Origin of the sequence: Liquorilactobacillus ghanensis DSM 18630 (assembly GCF_001435235.1) — a bacterium.
Lineage (GTDB): Bacteria > Bacillota > Bacilli > Lactobacillales > Lactobacillaceae > Liquorilactobacillus > Liquorilactobacillus ghanensis.
Map to the genome: position 1 here is coordinate 42367 of NZ_AZGB01000018.1, position 25413 is coordinate 67779.

Below are 25413 nucleotides of genomic sequence, written 5' to 3' on the forward strand. Positions count from 1 at the left end.
GCAAAAGCTGAATGGCCACTGGTATTTATTTGACAATGTTACCGGAGCTATGAAGACGGGATTTCAATCTATCGCTAACCAGCATAAAACCGTTTATTACAATAGCCAAGGGCAAATGCAATATGGTACCGAGCGAATCAATGGTCGAGTTTATCATTTTAATCGCGTAACTGGTGCTAGACAATAATATTAATTATTCATAAGCTTTTTGAACTGATCAACTAGTTCAAAAAGCTTTTTTTATACACAAATCAGGCAAAAAGCTTAAACAAATTTTAAAAATAATTTTGATTGAATAAATTTAATAAGTGATTTATACTTTAATTAGTTACAATTGTAACTAATTTCGCTGTTTTTGTTAATAAGGAGGGATCTTCATGTACTATAGTAATGGTAATTATGAAGCATTTGCTCGGCCTAAAAAACCAGCAGATGCCGCAAAGAAGTCAGCCTATATTGTTGGATCCGGTCTAGCTGGTTTAGCTGCAGCTGCATTTTTAGTCCGCGACGGCCAAGTTCCTGGAAATCAGATCCATGTTTTCGAAGAACTTGATCTTCCCGGTGGCAGCATGGATGGAATTTTAAATGAACAACGTGGTTACATTATTCGCGGCGGACGTGAAATGGAACCTCACTTTGAAACTCTTTGGGATCTCTTTCGTTCAATTCCGACTTTGGAAAATGCAGATGTTTCTGTCCTTGATGAATTTTATTGGCTAAATAAGGCTGACCCGAGCAACTCACAAACCCGAGTAATTGAAAAACGCGGCAATAAACTAGCCAGTGACGGACAATTAACCCTTTCACGCCAAGCTATTGAAGAAATTGCCAAATTAGTACTGACCTCTGAAAGTCAACTTGATAATGTTAAAATCAACGAAGTTTTTGGCAGCGATTTCTTTAAATCAAATTTCTGGCTCTATTGGTCGACCATGTTCGCTTTTGAGCCATGGGCCAGTGCAATGGAAATGCGCCGTTATCTGCTTCGTTTCGTTCACCATGTTGGTACTCTGCAAAATATGTCAGCTCTTAAATTCACAAAATATAATCAATATGAATCATTAGTCAAACCGTTGATCAAGTATCTCCAAGATCATGGCGTTAAATTCCAATACAATACTGTTGTTAATAATATTGTTGTTAAGCAAAATGATACCCAAAAACAAGCTGTTAAAATTGAATTAACCGTTAAAAATGAAAAACAGACCTTAGATTTGACTACTGATGATCTGGTCTTCGTTACAAATGGTTCAATTACTGAAAGCACTACTTACGGTGACAACGAACATCCCGCGCCGCAAACTCACCCAATCGGTGCCAGTTGGGAACTATGGGAAAAACTGGCAGCCCAAGATCCGACTTTTGGGCAACCAGCCAAATTTTATCAAGATATTCCTGAAGCTAACTGGACAATGTCGGCTACCTGTACTTTTAGCGATGATCGTATTATTCCATATATCCAAAAAATTACCGGTAAAGATCCACGAAGCGGTTCTATTGTTACCAGCGGACCAGTCTCCATCAGGGATTCAAACTGGTTGTTAGGTATTTCGATTAGCCGGCAACCACATTTTCAACAGCAAAAATCCAATGAATTAATCGTTTGGTTGTATGGTCTCTTCTCAGACCAGCCGGGAAATTACATTCACAAAAAGATTGCTGACTGCAACGGTCAAGAAATTTGCGAAGAGTTTCTCTATCATATCGGTGTCCCAGAAAACCAAATTGCTGAAATTGCTCAAGCTGCTAATTCGATTCCGATTCATATGCCATACATTACTTCATATTTCATGTCGCGCCAAGCTGGCGATCGACCACTAGTCGTTCCAAAAGGTTCACAAAATCTGGCATTTATCGGAAACTTTGCTGAAACTAAACGCGACACCGTTTTTACAACTGAATATTCCGTTAGAACTGCCATGGAAGCTGTTTATCAGCTGTTAGATGTTGATCGTGGTGTTCCGGAAGTCTTTGATTCAGCTTTTGACTTACGAACTATTTTAAGTGCTTTATATTATCTGAATGATAAGAAGCGCTTAGCAGAATTACCGTTGAATCAAGTTGAAAAAGTCGGTTTGAATGCCTTTTTGAAAAAAATTCACGGCACTTATCTTGAGGAAATCTTCAAAGCTGAAAAACTGCTTTAAAGTTTGAGGAGGAACTAAAATGAATAAAAAATATCTGCTATTAATACCTGCTGCTCTTGCTGCCGGAGCTGTCATCACTCATCATTTAAGCAAAAAGCACCACCATTGCTGTCATCATCAGCATCATTGCTGCTCTCAGCAAACTAAAATAGCTGAAAATGAACCAGTTTACTTGCGAGAAACTCAAACTTCCGGTCACGGACTGTAAATTATAAACCAGCCCAAAAACGGAACACATTATTATATTCCAAAATTAAAATACCCTCTATAGTTGGAATCTTCCAATTTAGAGGGTATTTATTTATCAATTTTGCAGTAAATCTTTTTTTATTTTTTCTGCCAAATGAGTGGAAAGTTCAGTCGTTGGGCACCGATAATTTGTTTTTCGCCAATAAAGCAAACTGGCAAAAATCGCTCCTGAATAGTAAGCTACTGCCAATGGCGCTGGTTGTTGATTTTTAACTCTGGTTTCAAAAAAATCAAGCAGGTATGCACTTTGTTTTTCTAAAGCCAGTCCTTCAATTGAAGCATTGACAATTGCTGATAAGACTTCCGGATTAGCTTTAAAGTAGCCAAAATAAACCTCCAACAACTGATCCAAGCGCTCTAAATGATGACTGGTAATATCAGCTACAAAACGATCGTACTCTTTTTGGATAAACTTATTCAAAATATCTTCTTTGCTGGCATAATTACGGTAAAAAGCCATTCGCGAAATTGCAGCTTGATTAGCAATATCCGTAATTGAGATTTCAGAGAAATTCTTGTTTTGCATCAATTCAAATAAAGCTTTTTCTGCTTTAGCCTGTGTTCGTTCGATCCTTTTGTCCATAGTTACTGTCTCCCAATTAATGAATCAATCTAATTTTTGCGGTTAATTAATTCTAATTATACATCATTGCAAACTTTAAACTGCTTTATGTAAAAAAAACATCAAAATTATATCACTAATTTTGATGTTTCTACTTGATTCAGTTAAGCTTTGCGATAAACATGGAAAGACATCCCGTGGCATTCATCATAAAATGACATATCTGTTACTGCTCCGTCATATAAATAAACATTCTTTACAACAAGGCTTTATGTTTTTAATCAAATCAAAAATTAATTCACCTACTATTTTTTTTCAAGCCTAAAAAAACAGAATTAGCAGGCGTTTTGCTAATTCTGTCTAACAATTAAAAACAATGATCATTTTAAATGATGCTGTAAATGTTCTTTGATGATTTCAACCACCGTCTTACTGGTAATTAACATTGCTTCGGTGGTTACGAATTCATACGGTCCGTGAAAATTTTCACCACCGTTGAATAAATTTGGGGTGGGAATTCCTTTAGCCGTCAAAAAGTTGCCATCAGTTCCCCCACGGAAAGGATGAACTTGGATATTCAAACCTAATTTTTGATAAACAGCTAAGACTAGATCCGTAATATATGGATGTTGATGAATCACATCGCCAATATTGAAATATTGGTCTTTAAGTTCCAGTTCAATTCTGGGACGGTCAAATTGCTGATTTAAATCAGCAACAAGCTGTTGCAACAAATTTTTCTTAGCAATAAATTTTTGATGATCAAAATCACGAATAATTATATTTAAGTCTGCTTGAGCAATCGTTGCTTTAAACTCGGTCACTAAAAAGAATCCTTGCCGCGCCCGACTTTTTTCTGGTACTTCAGCAGCTGGTAAGGCTGAAACAATTTGATTAGCCAGAGTTACCGCATTAACCATTAAACCAAAAGCATTGCCTGGGTGAACGGAGGTGCCGTGAATTTTGATTTTAGCTTGGGCAGCATTAAAGGTTTCATCCTCTAACTGACCAGGCAAGCCATTGTCTAGCGTATAAGCAAACTTAACTTTGAATTTGCTAACGTCAAACAGCTTAGCGCCACGACCGATTTCTTCATCCGGTCCAAACGCAAAACTGACCGGACCGTGTTTAATTGCTGGATGTTCCAACAAATATTTAATAGCTGTCAAAATACTGGCAATACCGGCTTTGTCATCAACTCCTAGCAGGGTTGTCCCATCACTGGTAATTAATCTTTGCCCACGGTAGTTTTTTAAATCGGGAAACTCACTAACCCGCAACACAATTTCTGGGGATTTATTTAAAACAACATCTTGCCCATCATAATTTTCATGCACTTGCGGTTGGACATTTGCAGCAGGAAAATCTGCCGTATCTAAATGAGCAATAAAACCAATCGGCACAGTAGCTGTTGAAATATTAGCGGGTAAAGAAGCCACCACATAGCCGTCTTGAGGATCATAAACAACGTCTTTAACTCCTAATTTTTTTAAATCTTGAAAAACTATTTTAGCCAGCTCAACTTGTCCCGGTGTGGTTGGAATCGCTTGGCTTTTTTCATCCGAACGCGTATTAACTTTGGCGTACTTAATAAATAATTTTTCGATGAAATCTTGATAATTTTCAGTCAAATTTAGCACCTTCTTAGCTGACTATTTAGCAATATAAGTGTCTTTCCAGTCATAAGGAACTCCTGCTGGATTATAAATCACATTTTTGACATTTGAACGCACCAGTTGTGATTTAGCAACTTGATACAACGGAATTGTTCCCTGCTGATCCATTAACACTTTTTCTGCTGCTACCAATTTTTGCCACCGTTTGGCTGGCTGATTTCCATAAGTATTTTCAGCTTCATTTAACAATTCATCAAATTTTTGATTTTTCCAACCTGAATTATTGTATGACGAATTACTTTCATAGATATCCAAAAAATTGATCGGATCAGCGAAAACTGATTGCCAAGTTTTAATTGAAGCTTGATAATCTCCTGCTTGTTGTTTGGCAATTAATTGAACAAACGGAATCGTTGAGACATTAACCGAAACACCCGGCAATTTCTCAAGTGCACTTTGCAAATACTCAACTGCTTGTTTGCTGCTGTCAGTATCTGTAGTCAAAATTGTAAATTTAAGTTCTTTAGTATTGGTTTGTTTGTACCCTTTATTTAATAACTGCTTAGCTGTTTTTAAATTGTAGGCAACCGCGTTTTTAACATAAGCTTCCTGATAAAATGGCTGCTTAGTCGTTGGATTATTTCCCATCCCTGATGGTACAAAGCCCTTTAAAGGTGTTGAGCCATCCTCCAAAACATCTTTCGTTAAAGCCTGCCGATCAATTGCTAAAGAAATTGCCCGTCTAATATTCAAATTTTTAAAAGCTGCTACCTTATTTTGATTTAAGTCTAGTCTAGTGGTGGCTGTTGGTAGTCGTTTAACAAAATCCTTGTTATTAAGATTATTCTTTACCTGTTGGCCACTTAACAAAGTTTCGTCAACTTTTTTATTGCCATATAATTCATAACTTGTGGTCGTACTTTCCGTTACCAGCTCATTAATTTTTTGCAAATGAACATGTTGCTTGTCCCAATAGCTGTTATTTTTTACCAAGGTCCATTTCTTATTAGTTCCTGTCCATTTTGTTAATTTAAACGGTCCATCAGAAACCGTATAACGAGCTTGTGTGCCATACTTCATCCCATATTTTTCAACTGCCGTTTTATTTAAAGGGAAGAATAACGGCCAAGAAAGCAGCTTTTTAAAATAACTGACCGGTTTGGTTAATTGTACTTGCAGCTTATATTTGCCTAAGGCTTTGATTCCTAACGAACTCAAAGGCTGTTTACCGCTATTAATCTCTTGAGCATTTTTAACTTGATATAAATAAAATGCATCTTGCGCCGCTGTTTTAGGATTTACTGTGCGTTGCCATGAATAAACAAAATTTTGTGCGGTAACCGGTTCTCCATTTGACCACTTAGCATTTTCCCGCAGATCAAAAGTATAAGTTTTACCCCCATTTGTAACTTTGGTCTTAGTTGCTAGAGCTTTTTCAGGTGTTCCATTTTTGTCAAGTCGATACAAACCCTCTTGCGTATTCAACAACACATTAAAACTTAAAGTATCGGTTGCTTTCGCCAAATCAGCCGTCGCTAAAGTTGAGCTCTCGGTCCAATTAAGTGTTTGCTTTGCCGCGTATTTCCCACTTGATTGAGTTGAACTAGTTTTAGTACCACATCCTGCTAATAAAAACGCTGTTGCTGCAGCTGCCAGTAGAGCCTTCTTGAAACCTTTCATCTGAAATCCCCCTTTTGACTTGAAAACAAAAAAAGTCCCTCCTGAGCCAAAGCTCAAAAGGGACGAAAATCTTCGTGATACCACCCAAAATTTAATAAGATCTCACAATCTTATCCTCACTAAGTACTAACATACTCGTGTGCTATAATGGGCAACCCATGGAAAGTTCGCAAAAACTCACTTTCCAATAACTCAAAGACCATATTCGCCAAAAATTTTCATACCTGTTTACAGCTTTGCAGGCTCTCTGTGAATGAAAATCAATCACTACTCATCTTTTCAAAGTCAGATATATTATAATAACCACATTATAATTTCATTTGGCAATTTATGTCAACTATAATTTTTATTTAATTTTATTGTTAGAATTTTATAGAACATCAAAACAATGATGCTAAAAATACAAATAGCATTACTTATTTTCTACAATAAAGTAAGTTATAGTGCATCAATTCCGTGAGACTTTGTTCTAATTTGGATTGAATCATCGATAGTTCGAACAAAAATTTTCCCATCACCAAATGAACCATCTGAAAGCTCATTTGTTACATCATTGATCAGCCCAGCAACAATTTCATCGGGTACAACAGTTCTTATACTAACTTTAGGCAATAAATTAGTTGCTTGATTATCGTCACGTGTATAAATCTGACCATGCCCTTGTTGATGACCATATCCCATGACAAAATCGAACGTTGCGCCATATTTACCATTTTTATTTAGTATTCGTTTTAATAATTCAAGTTTTTGACTATTTATAATGAATTCTAATTCTTTCATTTTATACCCCTTATCCAAAAATTCTGAGATATCTTTTTGCTAACATCATTGTCCCTTCAACCCAGCCGATTTTAAAATTCTTTGCAGGATCTGAATCTGAATGTGTTTCTAACCATGCAGACATTTGGAGCCGACGTAACATAATAAACGTATCAATTTCCGCAAAACTTTCATCTGAAAAAGGCATAACTTTTTTGTATCCACGCAACCAACCATTTATTAAGTCAGGTGCTATAGATTTATGTTCAATAAATGAGATCGATGCCGCCAAGTCTTGCAAATACCAACCAAAGCCAGCATCATCAAAATCAATAACCTTTATTTTTTTATTTTTGTCTATAAGGACATTTGATTGACGTAAATCTGCATGAATTAATCCCCAATTTTCTTTGGTTTTACCGTAACGCAAAAGACGTTTTTGAATAATTTCATCACACTGTGTTAAAACTATCTTGTCTTTATCTGAGAATCCTTCATAATCTTGCCAATGTCCCCACTTAGCGGTTTTTCCAATGATATTATCATAGTCCCACGCCCAGCGATTCAATTTTGAGGTTTTATTCCACATTTGAGTTTGTTTGTGAAGATAAGCAGTAATTTCGCCCAACATTTCATATTGGTCAACAATATGTTCAGTATCATTTTCATCTAAGGGCTCACCTTCCAAAGCCTCTGTAATTAAAGTGTAGTATATATTGTCATCAGAACCTTTAATATCTTGAATATAACTACCATCTTTGGCATAAATCGGATTTGCTACCTGCAACGGCGTATAGTTATTTATTTCGTGCAGCCAAGCAACTTCAGCCTCATACTCTTCATGTGTATGGTAATTCGGCCTTCCTACTCGTAAAAATCCTATTTTTTTATTAGTTTTGGCATTATAAACCAAATAAGTGGCGTTTTCACTTAATGTTAAAAACTTAATTTTTGTTGCCTCAGAAAACTCATACTTTTTGAAAGCTTCATTGGCTACTTCGTGAAAAATTTGAATATTGTCGAAAGCTCCCATTGCTACTCCTTTTTATTTTCCATTTCATCTAACGATTTTTCTAACATATCGACAAACCGAATAACATCTTCTTTACTGAAAACCAACGGTGGTCTTATTTTCAACACATTTCCATGTGGTCCGCAAAGCGACAATAAAACATGATTTTCCCGCATAGTTTCAATTAATCTCACAGCGTAATTGTAATCTGCCTCTTTTGTTCCAGGTTTTACAATATCTACTCCGATATACAATCCGACTCCGCGAACATCACCTAAAACTGGATATTTTTTTGCCAAATCTCTTAATTTGGAAGCTAATTCTTTCCCACGATCCAGTGAATTCTTTTGTGTATTATCTTTTTTCATAGTGTCCAGCGTTGCCTGTGCTGCCGCCATGGCTACTGGTGACCCTGCAAAGGTGTTGAAATACGGTGTATTTTTACTGAATTCTTTAAGCAGATCTGATTTAGCAACTAGAGCCGAGCAAGCAATACCATTAGCCATTGGTTTTCCCATCGTTACCAGATCCGGCACAATTCCATGCCTTTGAAAACCCCAGAACGTTTCGCCTGTACGACCAAATCCTGGTTGAACTTCATCAGCAATATATACGCCTCCATGTTTATGTACCATATCAATAACTGGTTTTAATAATCCTTTTTTACCAGGGAAAATTCCATCAGAAGAAAAAATCGAATCTAGCATAATACCGGCAAATTTAATCCCGTGTCGTTGCATATCGGCAATTTGTTTTTCTACTTGTGCGGCCATCCAATTACCGATATCATCTGTACCCAGCCGATAAGTATCCGGTGTAGGTATCATCCTCATGGAGATATCCATAGGCACATCCGAGCCAATAGCAGGTGATAAGCCAGTAACTAAAGCCGTATTACCATGATAGGCTTCCGCCGTAACAATTATACCCTCGCCACCAGTTGCTGCTTTAGCAACACGAACAGCTAAATCATTTGCTTCTGATCCTGACAACATGAACATGACACGATTTAATTCTTTAGGAAAAGTTGCAAGTAAATCTTCGGCGTAATTCAGAATGTTTTGGTTTAAATACCTAGTATGTGTATTAATCTTGTTTAATTGTTTAGATACAGCTTCTTGAATTTCTCGTCGTGAATGTCCCAAAGAAGGAATGTTGTTATAAGCATCTAAATATTCTGTTCCATCAGGCGTGTAAAGTTTTGTACCATGTCCTTCTTCAAAATCTAGAGGTTCTTTATAGAAAAGCCTATAGGACCCACCTAATATTTTACGACGTTTAACCATCGCTTTTAGTTTTGGCGGCAGCTTATCAATATCTGCCATATTGAAACTATTCGAATCCATAATTGTTGAATTAGTTGTCATATATTTACCCCTCTATCAAAAATTAATTTCTTAATAATCATCCCAAAAATCAAAACCAGCTTGATTAATACTTACCAAAGATGTAACACGTTATATAATATAACACGAATTATTAAATTACGAACAAACATCCTAAATCAAATTTTAATAAAACAAGTAAAATCTAATAAAAAGTAAGCATTAAATACTTAAAAGCTAAAAAAAAGACCAAAAAAATTAAGAATACTAAGAATTTTTCCTCGAAAACGTTTGCTTTTATAAAGTAAGAATCACAATGATATTTGACTTTAACCCTTACAGTGCTATCGTTCTCTTTAAAAATATTTGGAGTTGGTTTAATGTTAATTTTCGGGTTATTCATATTGATTTTGACAATTATAGTTATGGTAAGTATCATTAAAATAGCTAATTTCAATGTCAATAAATATGACACTAAAAGTGCTACCGTTAAATCTTTCGGTTATAAACAAGAATTAATCAGAGATATGGGCGGTTTTTCAAATTTTGCAGTTTCCTTTTCAATAATTTCTATTTTAACTGGAGCTGTTTCTTATTATGGTTATGGTTTTTCTCAAGGTGGACCAGCTATGATGGGTGTCGGCTGGCCTTTGGTAACTTTATTAGTTTTATTCGTGGCAGCCGCAATGGCAGAATTAACTTCCTCAATCCCAACTTCAGGAGCTATCTATCATTGGGCTTCAATTTTGGGTGGATCGACTTGGGGATGGTTTACAGGTTGGTTAAATATTATTGGTCAGGTTACGATAGTTGCCGGAATTGATTATGGATGTGCAACTTTTGCATCAAATTTAATTTTCCAAAATCCATCAAAGTTACAATTTTTATTAACATATTTTGTAATTCTCATTAGTCATGCTTTTTTAAATCACATGGGTATTGATCTAGTATCAAAACTAAATTCTATCTCCGCAATCTACCACTTAGTAGGAGTTTTACTAAGTGTTATTGTTTTAACATTGATTGGTCCAGCACACCCGATTTCATATGTATTTACTACTTTTTCAACGCAAACAAGTAACAGTACCCCCTACTGGTGGGCCTTTATGATCGGCTTACTACAGGCACAGTGGACTTTAACTGGCTATGATGCTTCTGCACATACCAGTGAAGAAACAATTAATCCCCGTGTAAGAGCCCCTTGGGGAGTATTTATGTCAGTAGCAATTTCAGGTATATTCGGTTACTTGCTCCTAGTTTTGGTAACTATTTCAATTAAAGATCCTACTGCCGTTGCAAATGCTGGTAACAATGCATTTATCGTCGCAATTAGACAAGCAGTTGGTTCTCGTTTTAGCAATTTTATACTTTGGTTAGTAACAGTCGCTATGTGGTTCTGTGGTTGTTCATCCATCACTTCATCCTCAAGAATGGTCTATGCTTTTAGTCGAGATGGAGGTCTACCTTTTTCTCATTTCTTAAAAAGAGTTTCACCTAAGTTTCACACACCGGCAGTCGCAATTTGGTTAGTAGCTATAATCGCGTTTCTTTCAGGAATCTCAGATGGAGTTTATGCAGTTATCGGTACAATGAGTGTTATTGGTCTATATGGATCATACATTATTCCAATCTTTTTAAAACTTAAGGCTAAAGTTCATGGAGTCTGGACTTCAAAAAATGATGGTCCTTGGAATCTTGGGAAATGGAGCAATTTAGTTAGTTTCATTGCATGCCTCTGGGTCGTTATTTTAATCATCATTATGATTTTATCTCCAACAGATGTTCAATTAACATCCCACCTATTAATTCACTATGCCACAGGAAAAATTATGCTCGGTGCTATAATATTACTAACCATTTATTTCAATCTATATGCTAAGCATGCCTTCAAGGGGCCAAAATTAGGTTCCTATGAAAAATTGAATAAACAACTTACTATTGATAGATCTACAAAGGTAAATGTGGTAACAAATCATCAACAAGAAAAGTAATAGCATCAACAAGAATGTTTTATTGGGTGCTACCTATAAAAGTAAATTTTAAAAAATGGTATCTGTTCTTTCGATTAAATTCAGTCATTTAAATCGAAAAGTCAGGTACCATTCTTTTTTAGGTATGAAAAATTATTGAAATTGGTATGAAATTGTCATGCTTTATATCCACTACCTATGTTGCTTGAGCCCTATGTTCTGATTTATAACTAGCATCAATTCCATAATCTTTCTTCCCACCTGAATCCATTGAAGCCCTACTGGTGTGCACATTTGCCATAAACTTATTCACTAAATAAATTTAAATTAAAAGATATTTTTTCATAAGCATTGCCTATCGTCAGCTCCTGCAATAATCACTGGTGTAGAGTCTCTATTATCATTTTTGATCAGTGAAAATAAATTTGTCCGTGCCTTAGTTGGATTAACGATTTTTTCCATTTTTTCGCACCCTTGTAAACCAACTTGCGTCCAATCATTTTTTAAAGGATTATATAAGTTACCTTCGGACATATGTCTTGCCTAATAAGGTGCTCTATCACGAACAACGAGAAACACTCAAGTAGAAAAAATTGTTTATAATTATTTATTGTTAAAAATAAGTATGAGAATTAACAGTCATTCAATAGAGAACTGATTGCATACCTTTCCCATTCCATTAAGTACTCATTTGTTTCATTACCTTCTCTTTTTTTAAATAGTGTTGCAAAAATTTTACCTACTAAACCTAAGTATTCTTGTTTTCTAGTGATTAAACATTTTGTAGCATTTAAGGGAATGACTTTACAGACTAACTGAGAGTGGAGCATAAAAAAATGTGCTTGGATAGTCACAGTCATTTGTTTCTCGTTTATTTTAACAAGTTGACTAGTCATTGTGATTTTTTCTGGTGTCAATACTTTATATTCTCTTCCTTCAACAAAAAATGAATGCTTTTTATCATAATCAATCATGGAAATAGAGTGCAATTTAGTTAGCCAATTAGACATTTCAGTTAATGCTGTCCACGCAGAAAAGCTAGATACTTCTATTTCTTTTTCAGCAAAAAATGTTGTATTCATGTTAACGTCCCCTTTAAAATTCTACCATGGTAAATGAAGCGGATTCAATTTTCTATGATGCAAACTAATGGAAACTTTAGTATATTTTAGTGATAAGTAAATCACGCCACACAAAAAGAGCCGTATTCCAAGCAATCTGTTTCGAATATACGGCTCTTTGTTTTGATAGGAAATCAACTATTTAACCCATTTCATTTCATCTGAAATATCGTTAAATCAAATTTTTCACTTCACACCTGCACTTTATTCCCACTCAATTGTTGCCGGCGGCTTCGAAGTAATATCATAAACTACTCGATTAACATGTGCCACTTCGTCAACAATTCGGACAGAGATTTCCTGCAGCACATCCCACGGTATCTGGGCAAAGTCAGCGGTCATCCCATCAATTGAGGTAACTGCTCGAATACCGACTGTATAATCATACGTCCGGCCATCACCCATGACCCCAACACTGCGGATTCCCGGCAAAACAGTAAAGTACTGCCAGATTTCACGCTCCAGACCGTGTTTAGCAATTTCATCACGCAGAATATAATCACTATCACGGACAATTTGCAGTTTTTCTTCCGTAATCTCACCAATAACCCGAATTCCTAAACCAGGTCCTGGGAATGGTTGGCGCCAAACCAAAGCTGACGGCATTCCCAAACGTTCACCTAACTCTCGAACCTCATCTTTAAATAAAGTTCGTAAAGGTTCAATCAGCTGGAATTGGACATCATCTGGCAATCCGCCGACATTATGATGCGACTTAATCTTTTGCGCAGTATCAGTGCCTGATTCAATGACATCAGTATAAAGAGTTCCTTGTGCTAAGAAGTCGATGCCATCTAGCTTAGCTGCTTCATCATCAAAAACCCGAATAAACTCATTACCAATAATTTTACGTTTCTTTTCCGGATCAGCTACACCGGTTAATTTCTTCATAAAACGTTCTTGGGCATCAACTTGAATGATATTCAAGCCAAATTTGCCTTTTAGGCTGTCCATTACCTGTTCAACTTCGCCCTTGCGCAACAGACCGTGATCAACAAAGATACTGGTCAATTGTTTGCCGATCGCTTTATGCAGCAAAACACCGACAACTGATGAATCAACACCACCGGACAGACCTAATAGAACTTTTTTATTACCAACGGTCTCGCGAATTTTTTCAATCTGCAATTCAATAAAATCATCCATTGACCAATTATCGCGTGCCTGACAAATATCAAAGGCAAAATGCCGTAAAATGTCGTTGCCATATTCAGTGTTACGGACCTCAGCATGAAATTGAATGCCATAAAACTTGCGCTGATCATCAGCCATAGCTGAAATTGGGCAATTTTCACTGGTAGCCAAAACTTTAAAACCAGCTGGAACCTGAGTTACCAAGTCGCCATGACTCATCCAAACCGTTTGTCGCTCCGGCAGGTCACGGAATAATTTTGCCTGAACATCCTTAACTTGAATAACAGCTTTGCCGTATTCTTTATTAGCAGCACTTTCAACCTTGCCGCCTGTTAACTCATGCGCCATCAGCTGCATGCCGTAACAGATTCCCAAAATTGGAATTCCTAATTTAAAAATTTCTGGATCAACTTGGAAGGCACCTTGATCATAAACACTGTTCGGACCACCGGAAAAAATAATTCCCTTAGGCTTCATAGCTTTGATTTCAGCAGCACTTAATTTATGCGACAGTAATTCCGAATAAATCCCGAATTCACGAATTCGGCGGGTAATTAACTGATTGTATTGGCTGCCAAAATCCAACACAATGATCTTGTCAAAGTCCTGCATTTCCATTTTAGTCAAGCATGTTCACCTCATTAAATATTTTTTTAAACTTACATGGCTATTTTACCGATTGAAACCAGCTGGGTCAAATTGATTTGAACTCTTTTTCTTGACGAATTCAATATTTTCGTAAAAATAGTTCGTTTACTAAATGATCTGTCGTCTTACGCAAAATCAAATCTGCCCGACTGCGGGTCGGCAGGATATAACTATGCAAATTAGGCCGATTAACGTGCTGCCAGACCTCTTGTGCCATTTTTAAAGCCGCTTGGCGATTGCCGATCGCATACGGATAATAATAATTTGTTGGATCTTGAAATGCAGTATCCAGCAGCATCTCAAATCGCTGCATGTACCAATGTTTAATCAATTCTTCTTGTGCATCCACATAAATTGAAAAATCAAAAAAATCACTTACATACAGCTGCTGATTGCTTGGTAATTGTAAAACATTGATTCCCTCAACAATTAAAATATCAGGATCATCTACCAATTCGTATTGATTCTCTAAAACGTCATAAGTTTTATGCGAATATACTGGTGCTTTGACCGGTAACCCATTTTTAACATCATTGGTAAACGTCAACAGCCGCTGCATATCATAGCTTTCGGGAAAACCCTTGCGCTCCAGCAAATGTCGCCGCTTTAATTCTTGATTCGGATAAATAAAACCATCCGTTGTAATTAACTGAACCCGTTTGGTTGAATAAATGTCTTGCAGCATCAACTGCAGCAAACGAGCAATTGTACTTTTTCCAACAGCTACACTGCCGGCAATTCCCAAGATAAATGGTACTCGATGTGGTTTGATCCCCAAAAATTCTGCCTGCCTATCCAATAGCTGTTGGCGTGAATGCAAATGAATCCCCAGCAAATGGACTAGCGGAGTATAAATTTCTTGGACATCAGTCAATGAAATCCGGTCATTAACTGACCGAATTTCATTAAGTTCACTATCATTAAGCGGAACAATATGTTTGCGATAATAATTTTTCCACTCATCTCGTGGAATCTTGTAAAAATTCATCAGGTTATCCATGAAATCAGCCTCGAAAATAATAAGATTATCGCTATTATACCATTTTAATTGAACCATGTGAAAGCTTTTTCAATCAAGGCAAATCAAGCGATACGCATCAGTAGCGACCCGGTCAAACAACGGTGACAACTTATCTTTTGCCATAATTGTCAGCCGATGCATTGCTCGGGAACAAATTGTATAAATCAACTGCCGCTGATCTGCTTGCGCGTATTCTTGTGCGTCAGCATTCCAGACGATTACTGCATCAAATTCCAATCCTTTCGCCAGGAAAGCTGGGACAACAATCGTTCCGGCTGCCAAACGTTGATTTTCTGTTTTTATCAAAGTGACTGTTTGGCCTGATTGCTTCAATTCTTTGGTCAACTGCCGGCATTGTGCCAAAGTTCGGCAAATAATCGCAGTTGTCAGTCCCGCCTGCTGATTGGACTTCAGTTGTTTAACAGCTTGTTCTAATAACCGTTTTGGCACAGCGGCGGTATAGACTACCGGCAATTCACCATCACGATCAAACGGCTCAATTGCTGCACCATTTAGCAGCAGTTGCCGTGAGAATACTGTAATTTGTCTGGTTGAACGATATGACTTTGTTAGCTGGACTACTTTCGTCTGTTCAGCTGGAAATAACTTGCCCAATTCATTTAGTAACGTATAGCTGGCTTTTTTAGTGAATATTGCCTGATTCAAATCGCCCAATAGTGTAAAATGAGCCCGCGGAAAATTCTGTTGTAAAAAGGCCAACTGATACGGTGTATAATCCTGAATTTCGTCAATAAAGACTTGCTTGATTTCTGTATCACCGCGTTTACCGGTAATTAGATCGTATAGTTGCAAATATGGGGTCGCATCTTCCAGCAATAAATATTGCTGTTTTGTCCGTTTTTCAAAAGCCACAATTGCGTCCTGCCAATCAGCTGCGGTCAAGCCAGCTTGTTTTAAATTCAATAACTGCGGCAGACTTTTCAAAAAGCGATAGTATTGAGCAGTAATATTAATGAAGTGATTTCGTTTAATTTGTTTTTGTACTTGACGAAATGACCGAATTACTAATTGCTGGCCTAAAAATTTCAATTCTTGATCAGCATTTTGAAAGTTGCGTGGATGATCACCATACAAAGCTGCTAATTGTTCAGCTGAAGCATCCTGCAATTGCTTTTGTATTTTATCAGAAACAGCCGCACGATTTATTTTACGTGCCAAGCGTTTTAACAAGCGTTCTTTAGTTGCATCCAACCGATTACGCAAATGATAGTTTTCATTAAAACTATAGTAGATCTGCGCAATTTGTTCTTTACTAAAAATCACCTGATCGCCAGCGGTAATATTTCGAAAAGCCATCCCCTGTTTTTCCAAATAAGTTGCATATGCCAATGTCGCCTGATGAAAAGCCAGACTGCTCTTTAACCGGTTAACAACTGTCTCTGATGGATTCAAACGACGCTCAAATCTTTCCTGCAAAGTTTCAACTTTGAATTTTGGTAAACGATGTTGCGTATATTGATAATAGGTGAGCTGTACCATTCGCTGCTCACCTAAGTCCGGCAAAACTTGAGCAATGTAATCATTAAACAATTGATTTGGTGAAAACAGTACCAATTGACTGGAAGTCAAACTGCCACGAAAACGATAGAGCAAAAAAGCCGCTCGTTGCAAGACAGCTGAAGTTTTACCGGAACCGGCAGCACCTTGAACAAACAACAATTTAGCTTTGGTATCACGAATAATTTGATTCTGTTCTTGCTGAATTGTTGTTACAATACTTTTCATTTTAGTATCGGCATTTTCACCCAATACTTCCAACAACATCTGGTCACCGACTGTTTCATCAGTATCAAATACCGTCAAAATCTTACCATTTTCAACCAAGAATTGTCGTTTCAAGGTTACATCAACCGTCTGCATACCAGCTGGGGTCTGATAACTAACTTTTCCTAAGTGGCCTTCATAATAAATACTGGAAATTGGTGCTCGCCAATCATACACTAAAAAATTATCTGGTCGATCAGCAAAAGAGCCCAAACCGATATAAATTGTTTCAACTTTACTGCCAGCTGTTTCTTGAAAGTCTATTCGCGCAAAGTACGGTTTCTTTTCCATCTTAGCTAAAATATCCAATCGCCGTTGTGCATGCTGCCAATCGTTTTCACGCTCGGTTAATAATTGCTGCTGTTGGCGAACGGTCAAAGCCGTTTCCATCATACCGGTATAGGTTTCCGTCTTTAGCCGCAGATTATGCGGAAAATCTTGCTGCAACTGGTGGGTATCGTGCTTAACTTGGGTAATTTTTTGTTGATTTTGTTTTTCAGCAAGCTTAATTTTAGCCACAACTTGATCCATGTGCTGCTGTTCTTGATGCTTAATATCTGCTGCCATTTTTTGCCTCCGTTGCCAAATTCTTAGTTATACTATTCTAACACCGATTACTAAGCGGCTCAATAATTGCCGCTGCGCGCATCAATTACTCACAATAAGTAAAAAAACCGTAAATATTGGACTCGATGACTGGAAGTTATGATGATTTTCGGTTAAAATATTTTGTAATAATACCATGAGGGGAAGTGACATCTTGATTAGTCAATTTTGGTTTTTCTTTTCACACATCTACCTCTACCTCAATCCACTGATTGAGGTGTTGGGCAACTGGATCTACATCGCCTTGTTTGTCTTGATCTTCATGGAAACTGGTCTAGTTGTTTTTGCGTTTCTGCCAGGAGAATCTTTAATTTTCTTTGCCAGCACAATTGCAGCTGTTACCGGTTCTTCGCTTGATATTCGGGTACTGGTTCCGGTCTTTTTCTTCGCTGCCTTGATTGGCGACACAGTTAACTATGAAATCGGCCGTAATTTACACCGACTGAAGTTCTTCCACCGATTACTGGATAATCCACGTTTTCAACGAGCACATTATTTTTTTGAAAAACATGGTGGAAAAACAGTAATGTTCGGTCGCTTTGTTCCATTGATTAGAACCTTTATTCCGTTAATCTCCGGGAGTGCCGGTATGGACTACAAACGTTTCAGCGTTTACAATTTCCTTGGTGTTTTGATTTGGGTCGTTTTAGGTTCGTCACTCGGATATTTCTTCGGACAATTATCGTTTGTGCAGCAGCATTTCCCCGTAATCTTTATTGCTATTTTTGTTCTTGGAGTCGTTCCAGGTGCATGTATGGCAATTTATCGTCTAATACGTCGTTTAGCCGGCTAATTCATTTTGTTTATCAATATCGCTGATAGCTGAGATCGGTTACCTTATGAAAATTATTACTGATAACTTTCATAAGGTAACTGCCGCTCAGCTTTTTCTTTTCATCTCACTCATAGCAAGTATAATTAGGTTTGACCGTTAAATTATAGGCATGGTTATTTCGATTAAGGAGCAAATCATGAGTTATTCATTAATAATTGTTACATTAGCGGCGTTTGCAACGCCTTTATTGTTGGCTAAATTAAAGATTTCGATCGTTCCGACTGCTGTGGCTGAAATTGTCGTTGGAATCTTATTAGGCAAAAGTCTGCTAAACATCATTAAAATTGATCCCACGCTCAACTTTTTAGCTGATCTTGGCGTTATTTTACTGTTGTTTCTCAGCGGAATGGAAATTGATTTCAGTCTTTTTCGCAATAATCAGTCGCAAACTCCTTTGGAACGTAAGGCAGCTGCTAACTTACCGCAATATTCGCCATTCAAATTAGCGGCTGCTGCCTATACAGTAGTTCTGCTAACATCGGCTGCTTTGGCCCTAGCTTTTAGTCTCAGCGGTTTATACACTAATTTCTGGTTAGCCACCATTTTGTTTTCAACAATTGCTCTTGGCGTTGTCATTGCCGCTTTAAAAGAAAAGGAATTGCTCAGCAGTCGGTTTGGTCAAACGATTCTTTTAATTGCTGTTCTAGGAGAAGTTGTGCCGATGCTGTCATTAACCGTTTTTGCATCAATCTACGACCATCGTATCAATCAACTTTGGCTGATCGGTATTCTCTTTGTAGCCGCCGCTATTTTATTCAAACAATTTCGGTCTTTTTTTAATTTCTTCCAACGAATCAATAAAGCAACTACTCAGTTAGATATTCGCTTAGCTTTCTTTATTATTTTTACCCTGGCTTTTTTGGCAAAACAAGTCGGTGCTGAAAGTATTCTTGGAGCTTTCATTGCTGGAATTGTAATCAAACTTTTAGAACCGGAGACATCAACTCGAGAAAAATTAGATGCCATCGGCTACGGTTTTCTAATTCCGATTTTTTTCATCTTAACTGGTGTTAAATTGAATATTCCCAGTCTGCTTAAGGACCCAACTGTTTTAATTTTAATTCCGTTGTTCTTTTTAGGGTTTTTACTAGCTAAAAGCCTAGCCTTTTTTGTGTTGAAACATTATTTTCAAACTAAAAATGCCTTTGCCGGCAGTTTGCTATCAGCAACTACAATTACCTTAGTTTTAGCTGTACTACAAGTTGCCCGTGAAGTTCAGGCAATTAACAGTGAACAGTCAGGTGAATTTTTACTCGCCGCAATTCTAACCTGCTTAGTGGGCCCGCTATGTTTCAACCACCTGTTTGTTGCCGAGCCTGAAGACACCAAAAAAATCAAAGTTAATTTCATTGGCGCCAACATTTTGACAGTGTCAACCGCACAACAATTAGATCAATGGTATAATGTCCACTTATATACCGATCGTCTAGATAATTTTCAAACTTATAATTCAAAAACTGCAGTTAAATTATTACCTGACTTGGCAGTTGATCACTTGATTCAAGGACAGGTTTTTGATACTGATATTTTGGTCCTTGGCTACCGTGACTATCAGCTAAATTATCAATTAGCTTTAGCCGCTAAAAAATACGGCGTAAAACGAGTGATTACGCGATTTGAAAATCGTGATATTATGAGTGATCTTGGCCAGAAATTATCAGCAGCCAGTATTGAATATTTTAATTCTGCTGATGTTAATATCAGTGTTTTGCGTTCATTAATTGAAACGCCCTCGACTCTGCAAATTTTAATGGCTAATGAATCACGAGTTTTTGAAGTTGTCGTACGAAATCAGCGTCTTGCCTATAAACAAATTAAAGACCTCTCTTTCATTGAGCATATAACTATCAGTAGAATTTTTCGAGATGGTACTTCAATCGCTCCGCATGGTGATACTCGGTTAAAACTCAATGATCACATCATCTTTATGGGAAAATCAGCAGATGTTCCGCAAATTCGGCAAATAATTGAAAAAATGAATGAGTAATTTGCTATAGCGGGTTTTTCATTCAGCCGCTTAACGGTATACTAAACGTATGAGTTATATTATTTAGGAGGAAACTTATGTCATTTACAGTTTATTTCGTCCGCCATGGTCAGACAATGTTTAATTATTTCCAACGGATGCAGGGTTGGAGTGATTCACCATTGACCCCAAGAGGAATTCAAGATGCTAAAAAAGCTGGCCAGCATTTAAAAGCAGTTAAATTTGCTGGTGTCTATCACAGCGACACCACTCGTACGCAACGAACCTGCGAACAAATTATTGCAGCCAATCAATATTCAACACCAAAACCACAAACCTCGATGAATTTTCGAGAACAAGGCTACGGATATTTCGAAGGTGGGGATTCAGGTCAGACCTGGTTGATTGCCGGAGCACGTCATAAAACAACTACCTATCAAGAATTAATTTCAAAATATTCAATTGAAGAGTCACGGGACTTTTTGAAGGAAGTTGATCCTTTCCAATTAGCCGAAAATGATCAGGAATTCTGGCAGCGACTGAACGCCGGTTTTAATATTTTGCGAAAAAATCAAACTGATGGCGACCAGGTCTTAGTGGTCAGTCATGGGACTACTATTCGCAGTATTGTTCATCATTTTGCCCCAGAAATTGATATTATTTCACAAGGGCCGATCAATGGTTCTGTAACTAAACTAGTTATCGACAACGATCAAGTCAAAGTGTTGTACTATAATCACTATTTAGACAATCAAGAATATTGATCAGCACGCTTGCAAATTCTGCTTGCGACAAAAAAGGAATCCGTTAAAATACGGATTCCCTTTTTTGTATTATGCTTAATATCTAACTAACGTTTTTCTCCAAATTGTCCCAGTCAAACTAGTGTTAACCTCCAGCTTGGAACCGACAACTATAATATTGGAACATTTATAATCAACTATTCATTTAAGCCAGTGCTTTTTTTGCTCTTGCCCGATATTTAGGAATTTCATCTTCCGAACAGCGAACAAAGCGACCAGGAACAATTTCATGCATCTTCTTGGGATGAGCCGGATCATCTTTTTCTTCACTAGCATCATAGACGATTTGCCGGCGTTTTCGTTCAAATTCCGGATCAGGAACCGGCACCGCTGAAATCAAGCTTGCTGTATAATCATGCAGAGGATGTTCATAAACGTCATCTGCCGGGCCAACTTCCAGCAATCTTCCATAGTGCATAACGCCAATACGATCTGAAATATACTTGACCATTGAAAGATCATGAGCGATAAACAAGTAAGTCAATCCTTGTTGTTCTTGTAAATCTTTTAGCAAATTGACCACCTGTGCCTGAATTGAAACATCAAGCGCTGATATCGGTTCATCAGCAATGATGAATTTCGGTTTAACTGCTAAAGCGCGGGCTATTCCAATTCGCTGCCGCTGACCACCAGAAAATTCATGTGGATAACGACTAGAATGGTCTTTGTTCAAACCAACTGTTTCCAACAGATTTTCAACGATTTCACTGCGTTCTTGATCACTTTTAGCTAAATGGTGAATATCGATTCCTTCAGCAACAATATCTTTAATTTTCATCCGGGGATTCAATGATGCATACGGATCCTGAAAAATCATCTGCATTTGCCGACGAAATTTCAAAAAATCTTTTCGCGTCTTTAATTGACTAATGTCTTCTCCCTCAAAAATAATTTTCCCAGCAGTCGGTTTGTAAAGATGAATAATACTCCGTCCGGTTGTCGTCTTACCTGAACCAGATTCACCTACCAGACCAAAAGTCTCACCCTCATAGATGTCAAAACTGATATCATCGACTGCACGTACTTCATTGGGTTTACCCACATTAAAGTACTGTTTTAAATGCTTGACTTCCAAAAGCTTTTTTTGATTTCCTGTCATGGGATCTTCTCCTTAGTGCACCTGTGTTTGATTATTCATTTTGCGATAAAGCTGCCAACGACGAACTATTTCATCCGGCGGTGTAACTTTGGGAGCATTGGGATGTAACAACCAAGTAGCCGCATAATGAGTCTCTGATACCTTAAAGAAAGGCGGCTTCTGTTCAGCATCGATCTTCATCGCAAACGGATTTCGCGCTGCAAAAGGATCACCCTTTGGCGGATCCAACAAATCCGGTGGTGTCCCTGGAATAGCCTCTAATTTAGTACTAGAAAGTGTTGGCATTGAATTCAAGAGTCCCCAAGTATATGGATGCTGTGGATTATAAAAAATCTCATCGACTGTCCCATATTCAATGATTTCTCCCGCATACATTACTGCAACACGATCAGCCATGCCGGCTACCACACCCAAATCATGCGTAATGAAAATAATCGAGGTTTCAATTTTTGATTGCAAATCCTTCATTAAATCCAAAATCTGGGCTTGAATAGTTACGTCCAAAGCGGTCGTCGGTTCATCAGCAATCAAAACTTCTGGATAACAAACCAAGGCGATAGCAATCACAATCCGCTGTCGCTGACCACCGGAAAATTGATGCGGATAATTATTAATTCTTTTTTCGGCATCGTTGATTCCTACCAACTTCATAATTTCTAACGCCTGCTGCCAAGCTTTTTTCTTATCTAAATGTTTATGCTTAATCAAGGGTTCAGCAATCTGTTGGCCGATCTTCATTGTTGGGTCTAATGATGTCATCGGATCCTGAAAAATCATCGCAATATCTTTGCCACGAATATTTTGCATTTCTTTTTCGCTTTTTTTCAGCAAATCTTGATCATGATACAAAATTGAGCCACTAACTACTTTAGCATTATTTGCCAATAATCCCATAATGCTCTTGGTCGTAACCGATTTTCCTGACCCAGACTCGCCAACAATTGCCAAGGTTTCGCCTTTATTTAAGTGGAAGCTGACATCGCGAATCGCTTTAACTTCACCAGCATACGTATGAAAATCAATTCGTAAATTTTTAACGTCCAAAATTCTTTCAGTCATATCGTTCTCCTACCTTCTCGTCTTAGGATCAAAGGCGTCACGCAAACCATCACCCAGTAAGTTAAATGCTATCATCAAAACACACAAGACAATTGCCGGATACCACATTTGATATGGCAAGAATTGAAAGTTTTTCTGACCATCATTTAACAAGACACCCAAAGAAGTCTGTGGTGAACTAATCCCAATTCCGATAAAACTCAGGAAAGCCTCGAAGAAAATTGCTGTCGGAATAGTGTACATCGTTTGAATAATAATAATACTCGATAGGTTAGGCACCAGATGTTTAAGTGAAATTTTCAGTGGTGATTCCCCCAAAGTTCGGGCCGCTAATACATATTCCTGCGATTTCAGCGACAGAGTTTCGGCTCGAATCATCCGAGCCATTGTCGTCCAACTTGAGATAGCAATCGCACAAATAATTGAAGTCATCCCTGGTTTTAATACCAGCAACATCAAAACAACAATTACTAAGTTCGGAACAGACGAAATAATTTCAATAATCCGCTGCATGATCGTATCGACTCGCCCGCCTTTCCAACCAGAAATTATCCCATAGGCGACCCCAATCGTCAGATCAAAGAAAGTCGCTACTAAAGCAACGATCAATGAAATTTTAGTTCCATAAATAATTCGCTCTGCTAAAGACCGACCCAAATAATCAGTACCCAAAACGAAATATTTATCTTTGGGAACATTATTTTGCCGGTATTCGTCGACCCATTTACCGGCAACTTTTAATTTACCGTTGAAGCCATTAATTGATACACCCGGTATTTTTGCAGGTAAGTTAGCATATTTAGGGGCTGATTTAACTAATGAATTATGATCAATAAATGGTGTTGAGCCAAAAGCCACCACTACCATAATCAAAACAATAAACAGCGAAACAACTGCACCTTTATTTTTCTTGAGCCGCATCCATGCATCTTGTAAAAATGTCAGTGAAGGGGCTGCAATTTTTTCATTATCCAGTGATTCACTTTTTGCTAGTGGCTGAAAACTATCTGAATTCAACTTGATTTTTTCTTCCATTGCTTAACCCTCACTTCCGCTTAAACGAATTCGTGGATCGATGATTCCATAAACAATATCTGTCAACAAGATGATTGCAACTAAGCCGGCTGAAAACAGCATCGTTACACCCATAATTGTCGGATAATCATTTACGAGGATCGATTTAACAAACTGTTCACCAATCCCAGGAATCGAGAAAATATTTTCAATAACCATTGATCCGGTCATCAAAGCAACGGTATACGGTCCGATCAGCGTAACTAACGGAATCAAACTATTTCTCAACGCATGATGATAAACAATTCCAAACTTGCTCAGGCCCTTAGCTCGAGCCAATTCGATATAATCAGAATTTAAAACGTCAACCATCCCGGTTCGAACAAAACGGGCTGTTTCGGCTAACGGACCAACACCTAGAGCAATTGTCGGTAAGACTGTGTAACTAAAACCGCCCCAATCGGCAATTGGAAACCATCCTAATTTCAAAGCAATATAATATTGCAACAAAACAGCTAATACAAAGTTAGGTACCGATTTACCAATAATTGAAACAACTGTTGACGTTGTATCAATCCAAGTATTGCGGTTGATAGCTGCAATTGACCCAATAATAATTCCGAAGAAAACACCAAAGATCATTGCTTGCGCACCTAATTGAGCGGATGCTCCGATTCGGCTTGAAATCAAATATGAAACTGGCTGATTACTAAATTGGAAAGAAGTCCCTAAGTCACCATGCAGCATTCCAAAAATATAAATTACGTACTGCTGCCAGATCGGTTTATTAAGTCCGTACTGCTGATTCATGATTTGAATTTGCTGTTGGGTCATTTTCTGCTGGTTTGAATACGGTGTTCCGGGCATCAATTTCATTAAGAAAAATGTAATTGTTGCTACCAGAAAAAGGGTCAATACCATGTAGAAAACCCGTTTTAAAAGATATTTCCGCATATTTTTCCTCACATTCCCATGCATTAACTAATTTAAAATTTTTAATTA

Annotated in this window: 20 protein-coding genes and 1 pseudogene; 7 read left to right on the top strand and 14 right to left on the bottom strand. The window is 37.5% G+C overall.

From position 1 onward, the window contains the following. From FC89_RS12785 to FC89_RS07705, 3 genes and pseudogenes are all read left to right on the top strand, one after another. A pseudogene (locus FC89_RS12785) lies at window positions 1-187 on the top strand (N-acetylmuramoyl-L-alanine amidase family protein); the annotation flags it as partial. Window positions 188-377: 190 nt separating this feature from the next. Further along, entirely contained in the window at window positions 378-2147 is a 1770-nt protein-coding gene (locus tag FC89_RS07700; protein ID WP_057871979.1) for an oleate hydratase, read from the top strand. A 19-nt stretch (window positions 2148-2166) separates the two neighbouring features. After that, on the top strand, window positions 2167-2355 hold the full coding sequence (locus tag FC89_RS07705) for a hypothetical protein (RefSeq protein ID WP_057871980.1): 189 nt from the start codon (window positions 2167-2169) through the stop codon (window positions 2353-2355). A gap of 96 nt (window positions 2356-2451) precedes the next feature. Here FC89_RS07705 and FC89_RS07710 read toward each other — a convergent pair whose 3' ends face one another. The 6 genes from FC89_RS07710 to FC89_RS07735 all read right to left on the bottom strand — a co-directional run bounded on the left by FC89_RS07710 (window position 2452) and on the right by FC89_RS07735 (window position 9392). Then, window positions 2452-2979: a TetR/AcrR family transcriptional regulator gene (locus FC89_RS07710; protein WP_057871981.1), complete on the bottom strand. Its 528-nt coding sequence runs from the start codon at window positions 2977-2979 to the stop codon at window positions 2452-2454. A 359-nt stretch (window positions 2980-3338) separates the two neighbouring features. Further along, window positions 3339-4589 carry a peptidase T gene (gene pepT, locus FC89_RS07715; RefSeq protein ID WP_057871982.1) on the bottom strand — a complete coding sequence of 417 codons (1251 nt, stop codon included), beginning with the start codon at window positions 4587-4589 and terminating at the stop codon, window positions 3339-3341. A gap of 21 nt (window positions 4590-4610) precedes the next feature. Continuing rightward, on the bottom strand, window positions 4611-6254 hold the full coding sequence (locus tag FC89_RS07720) for a peptide ABC transporter substrate-binding protein (protein ID WP_057871983.1): 1644 nt from the start codon (window positions 6252-6254) through the stop codon (window positions 4611-4613). A gap of 438 nt (window positions 6255-6692) precedes the next feature. Then, window positions 6693-7034 (bottom strand): P-II family nitrogen regulator, encoded by a 342-nt coding sequence (locus tag FC89_RS07725; protein ID WP_057871984.1) that lies wholly within the window; start codon window positions 7032-7034, stop codon window positions 6693-6695. Between the two features lie 10 nt (window positions 7035-7044). Next, on the bottom strand, window positions 7045-8046 hold the full coding sequence (locus FC89_RS07730) for a phosphotransferase enzyme family protein (protein WP_057871985.1): 1002 nt from the start codon (window positions 8044-8046) through the stop codon (window positions 7045-7047). Window positions 8047-8048: 2 nt separating this feature from the next. Further along, window positions 8049-9392 carry an aspartate aminotransferase family protein gene (locus FC89_RS07735; protein ID WP_057871986.1) on the bottom strand — a complete coding sequence of 448 codons (1344 nt, stop codon included), beginning with the start codon at window positions 9390-9392 and terminating at the stop codon, window positions 8049-8051. 338 nt (window positions 9393-9730) lie between these two features. On the opposite strand from FC89_RS07735, the gene FC89_RS07740 reads away from it, so the two are divergent. After that, a complete protein-coding gene (locus FC89_RS07740; protein ID WP_057871987.1) occupies window positions 9731-11341 on the top strand; it encodes an amino acid permease in 1611 nt (536 codons plus the stop codon). Window positions 11342-11952: 611 nt separating this feature from the next. On the opposite strand, the gene FC89_RS07750 is transcribed toward FC89_RS07740, so the two are convergent. The 4 genes from FC89_RS07750 to helD form a co-directional block, all read right to left on the bottom strand. Next, the gene (locus tag FC89_RS07750) at window positions 11953-12402 is read right to left on the bottom strand and encodes a hypothetical protein (protein WP_057871988.1); all 450 of its coding nucleotides are present in this window, start codon (window positions 12400-12402) and stop codon (window positions 11953-11955) included. Between the two features lie 243 nt (window positions 12403-12645). Then, complete coding sequence (gene guaA / locus FC89_RS07755) at window positions 12646-14193, bottom strand: glutamine-hydrolyzing GMP synthase (protein WP_057872251.1); 1548 nt, start codon at window positions 14191-14193, stop codon at window positions 12646-12648. A 109-nt stretch (window positions 14194-14302) separates the two neighbouring features. After that, the gene (gene coaA, locus FC89_RS07760) at window positions 14303-15223 is read right to left on the bottom strand and encodes a type I pantothenate kinase (protein ID WP_057871989.1); all 921 of its coding nucleotides are present in this window, start codon (window positions 15221-15223) and stop codon (window positions 14303-14305) included. Window positions 15224-15292: 69 nt separating this feature from the next. After that, window positions 15293-17596, bottom strand: coding sequence for an RNA polymerase recycling motor HelD (gene helD / locus FC89_RS07765; protein ID WP_057871990.1), 2304 nt, complete (start codon window positions 17594-17596; stop codon window positions 15293-15295). 193 nt (window positions 17597-17789) lie between these two features. On the opposite strand from helD, the gene FC89_RS07770 reads away from it, so the two are divergent. The 3 genes from FC89_RS07770 to FC89_RS07780 all read left to right on the top strand — a co-directional run bounded on the left by FC89_RS07770 (window position 17790) and on the right by FC89_RS07780 (window position 21200). Continuing rightward, a complete protein-coding gene (locus FC89_RS07770; protein WP_057871991.1) occupies window positions 17790-18428 on the top strand; it encodes a VTT domain-containing protein in 639 nt (212 codons plus the stop codon). A gap of 178 nt (window positions 18429-18606) precedes the next feature. After that, the gene (locus tag FC89_RS07775) at window positions 18607-20457 is read left to right on the top strand and encodes a cation:proton antiporter family protein (RefSeq protein WP_057871992.1); all 1851 of its coding nucleotides are present in this window, start codon (window positions 18607-18609) and stop codon (window positions 20455-20457) included. Between the two features lie 77 nt (window positions 20458-20534). Continuing rightward, window positions 20535-21200, top strand: coding sequence for a histidine phosphatase family protein (locus FC89_RS07780; RefSeq protein ID WP_057871993.1), 666 nt, complete (start codon window positions 20535-20537; stop codon window positions 21198-21200). A 184-nt stretch (window positions 21201-21384) separates the two neighbouring features. Here FC89_RS07780 and FC89_RS07785 read toward each other — a convergent pair whose 3' ends face one another. The 4 genes from FC89_RS07785 to opp3b are packed head-to-tail and all read right to left on the bottom strand — an operon-like array spanning window position 21385 to window position 25365. Next, window positions 21385-22338: an ABC transporter ATP-binding protein gene (locus tag FC89_RS07785; protein WP_057871994.1), complete on the bottom strand. Its 954-nt coding sequence runs from the start codon at window positions 22336-22338 to the stop codon at window positions 21385-21387. Window positions 22339-22350: 12 nt separating this feature from the next. Then, window positions 22351-23397 carry an ABC transporter ATP-binding protein gene (locus FC89_RS07790; RefSeq protein ID WP_057871995.1) on the bottom strand — a complete coding sequence of 349 codons (1047 nt, stop codon included), beginning with the start codon at window positions 23395-23397 and terminating at the stop codon, window positions 22351-22353. Window positions 23398-23406: 9 nt separating this feature from the next. Continuing rightward, entirely contained in the window at window positions 23407-24432 is a 1026-nt protein-coding gene (locus tag FC89_RS07795) for an ABC transporter permease (protein ID WP_057871996.1), read from the bottom strand. A 3-nt stretch (window positions 24433-24435) separates the two neighbouring features. Continuing rightward, window positions 24436-25365 carry an oligopeptide ABC transporter permease gene (gene opp3b / locus FC89_RS07800; protein ID WP_057871997.1) on the bottom strand — a complete coding sequence of 310 codons (930 nt, stop codon included), beginning with the start codon at window positions 25363-25365 and terminating at the stop codon, window positions 24436-24438. Between the last annotated feature and the right edge of the window lie 48 nt (window positions 25366-25413).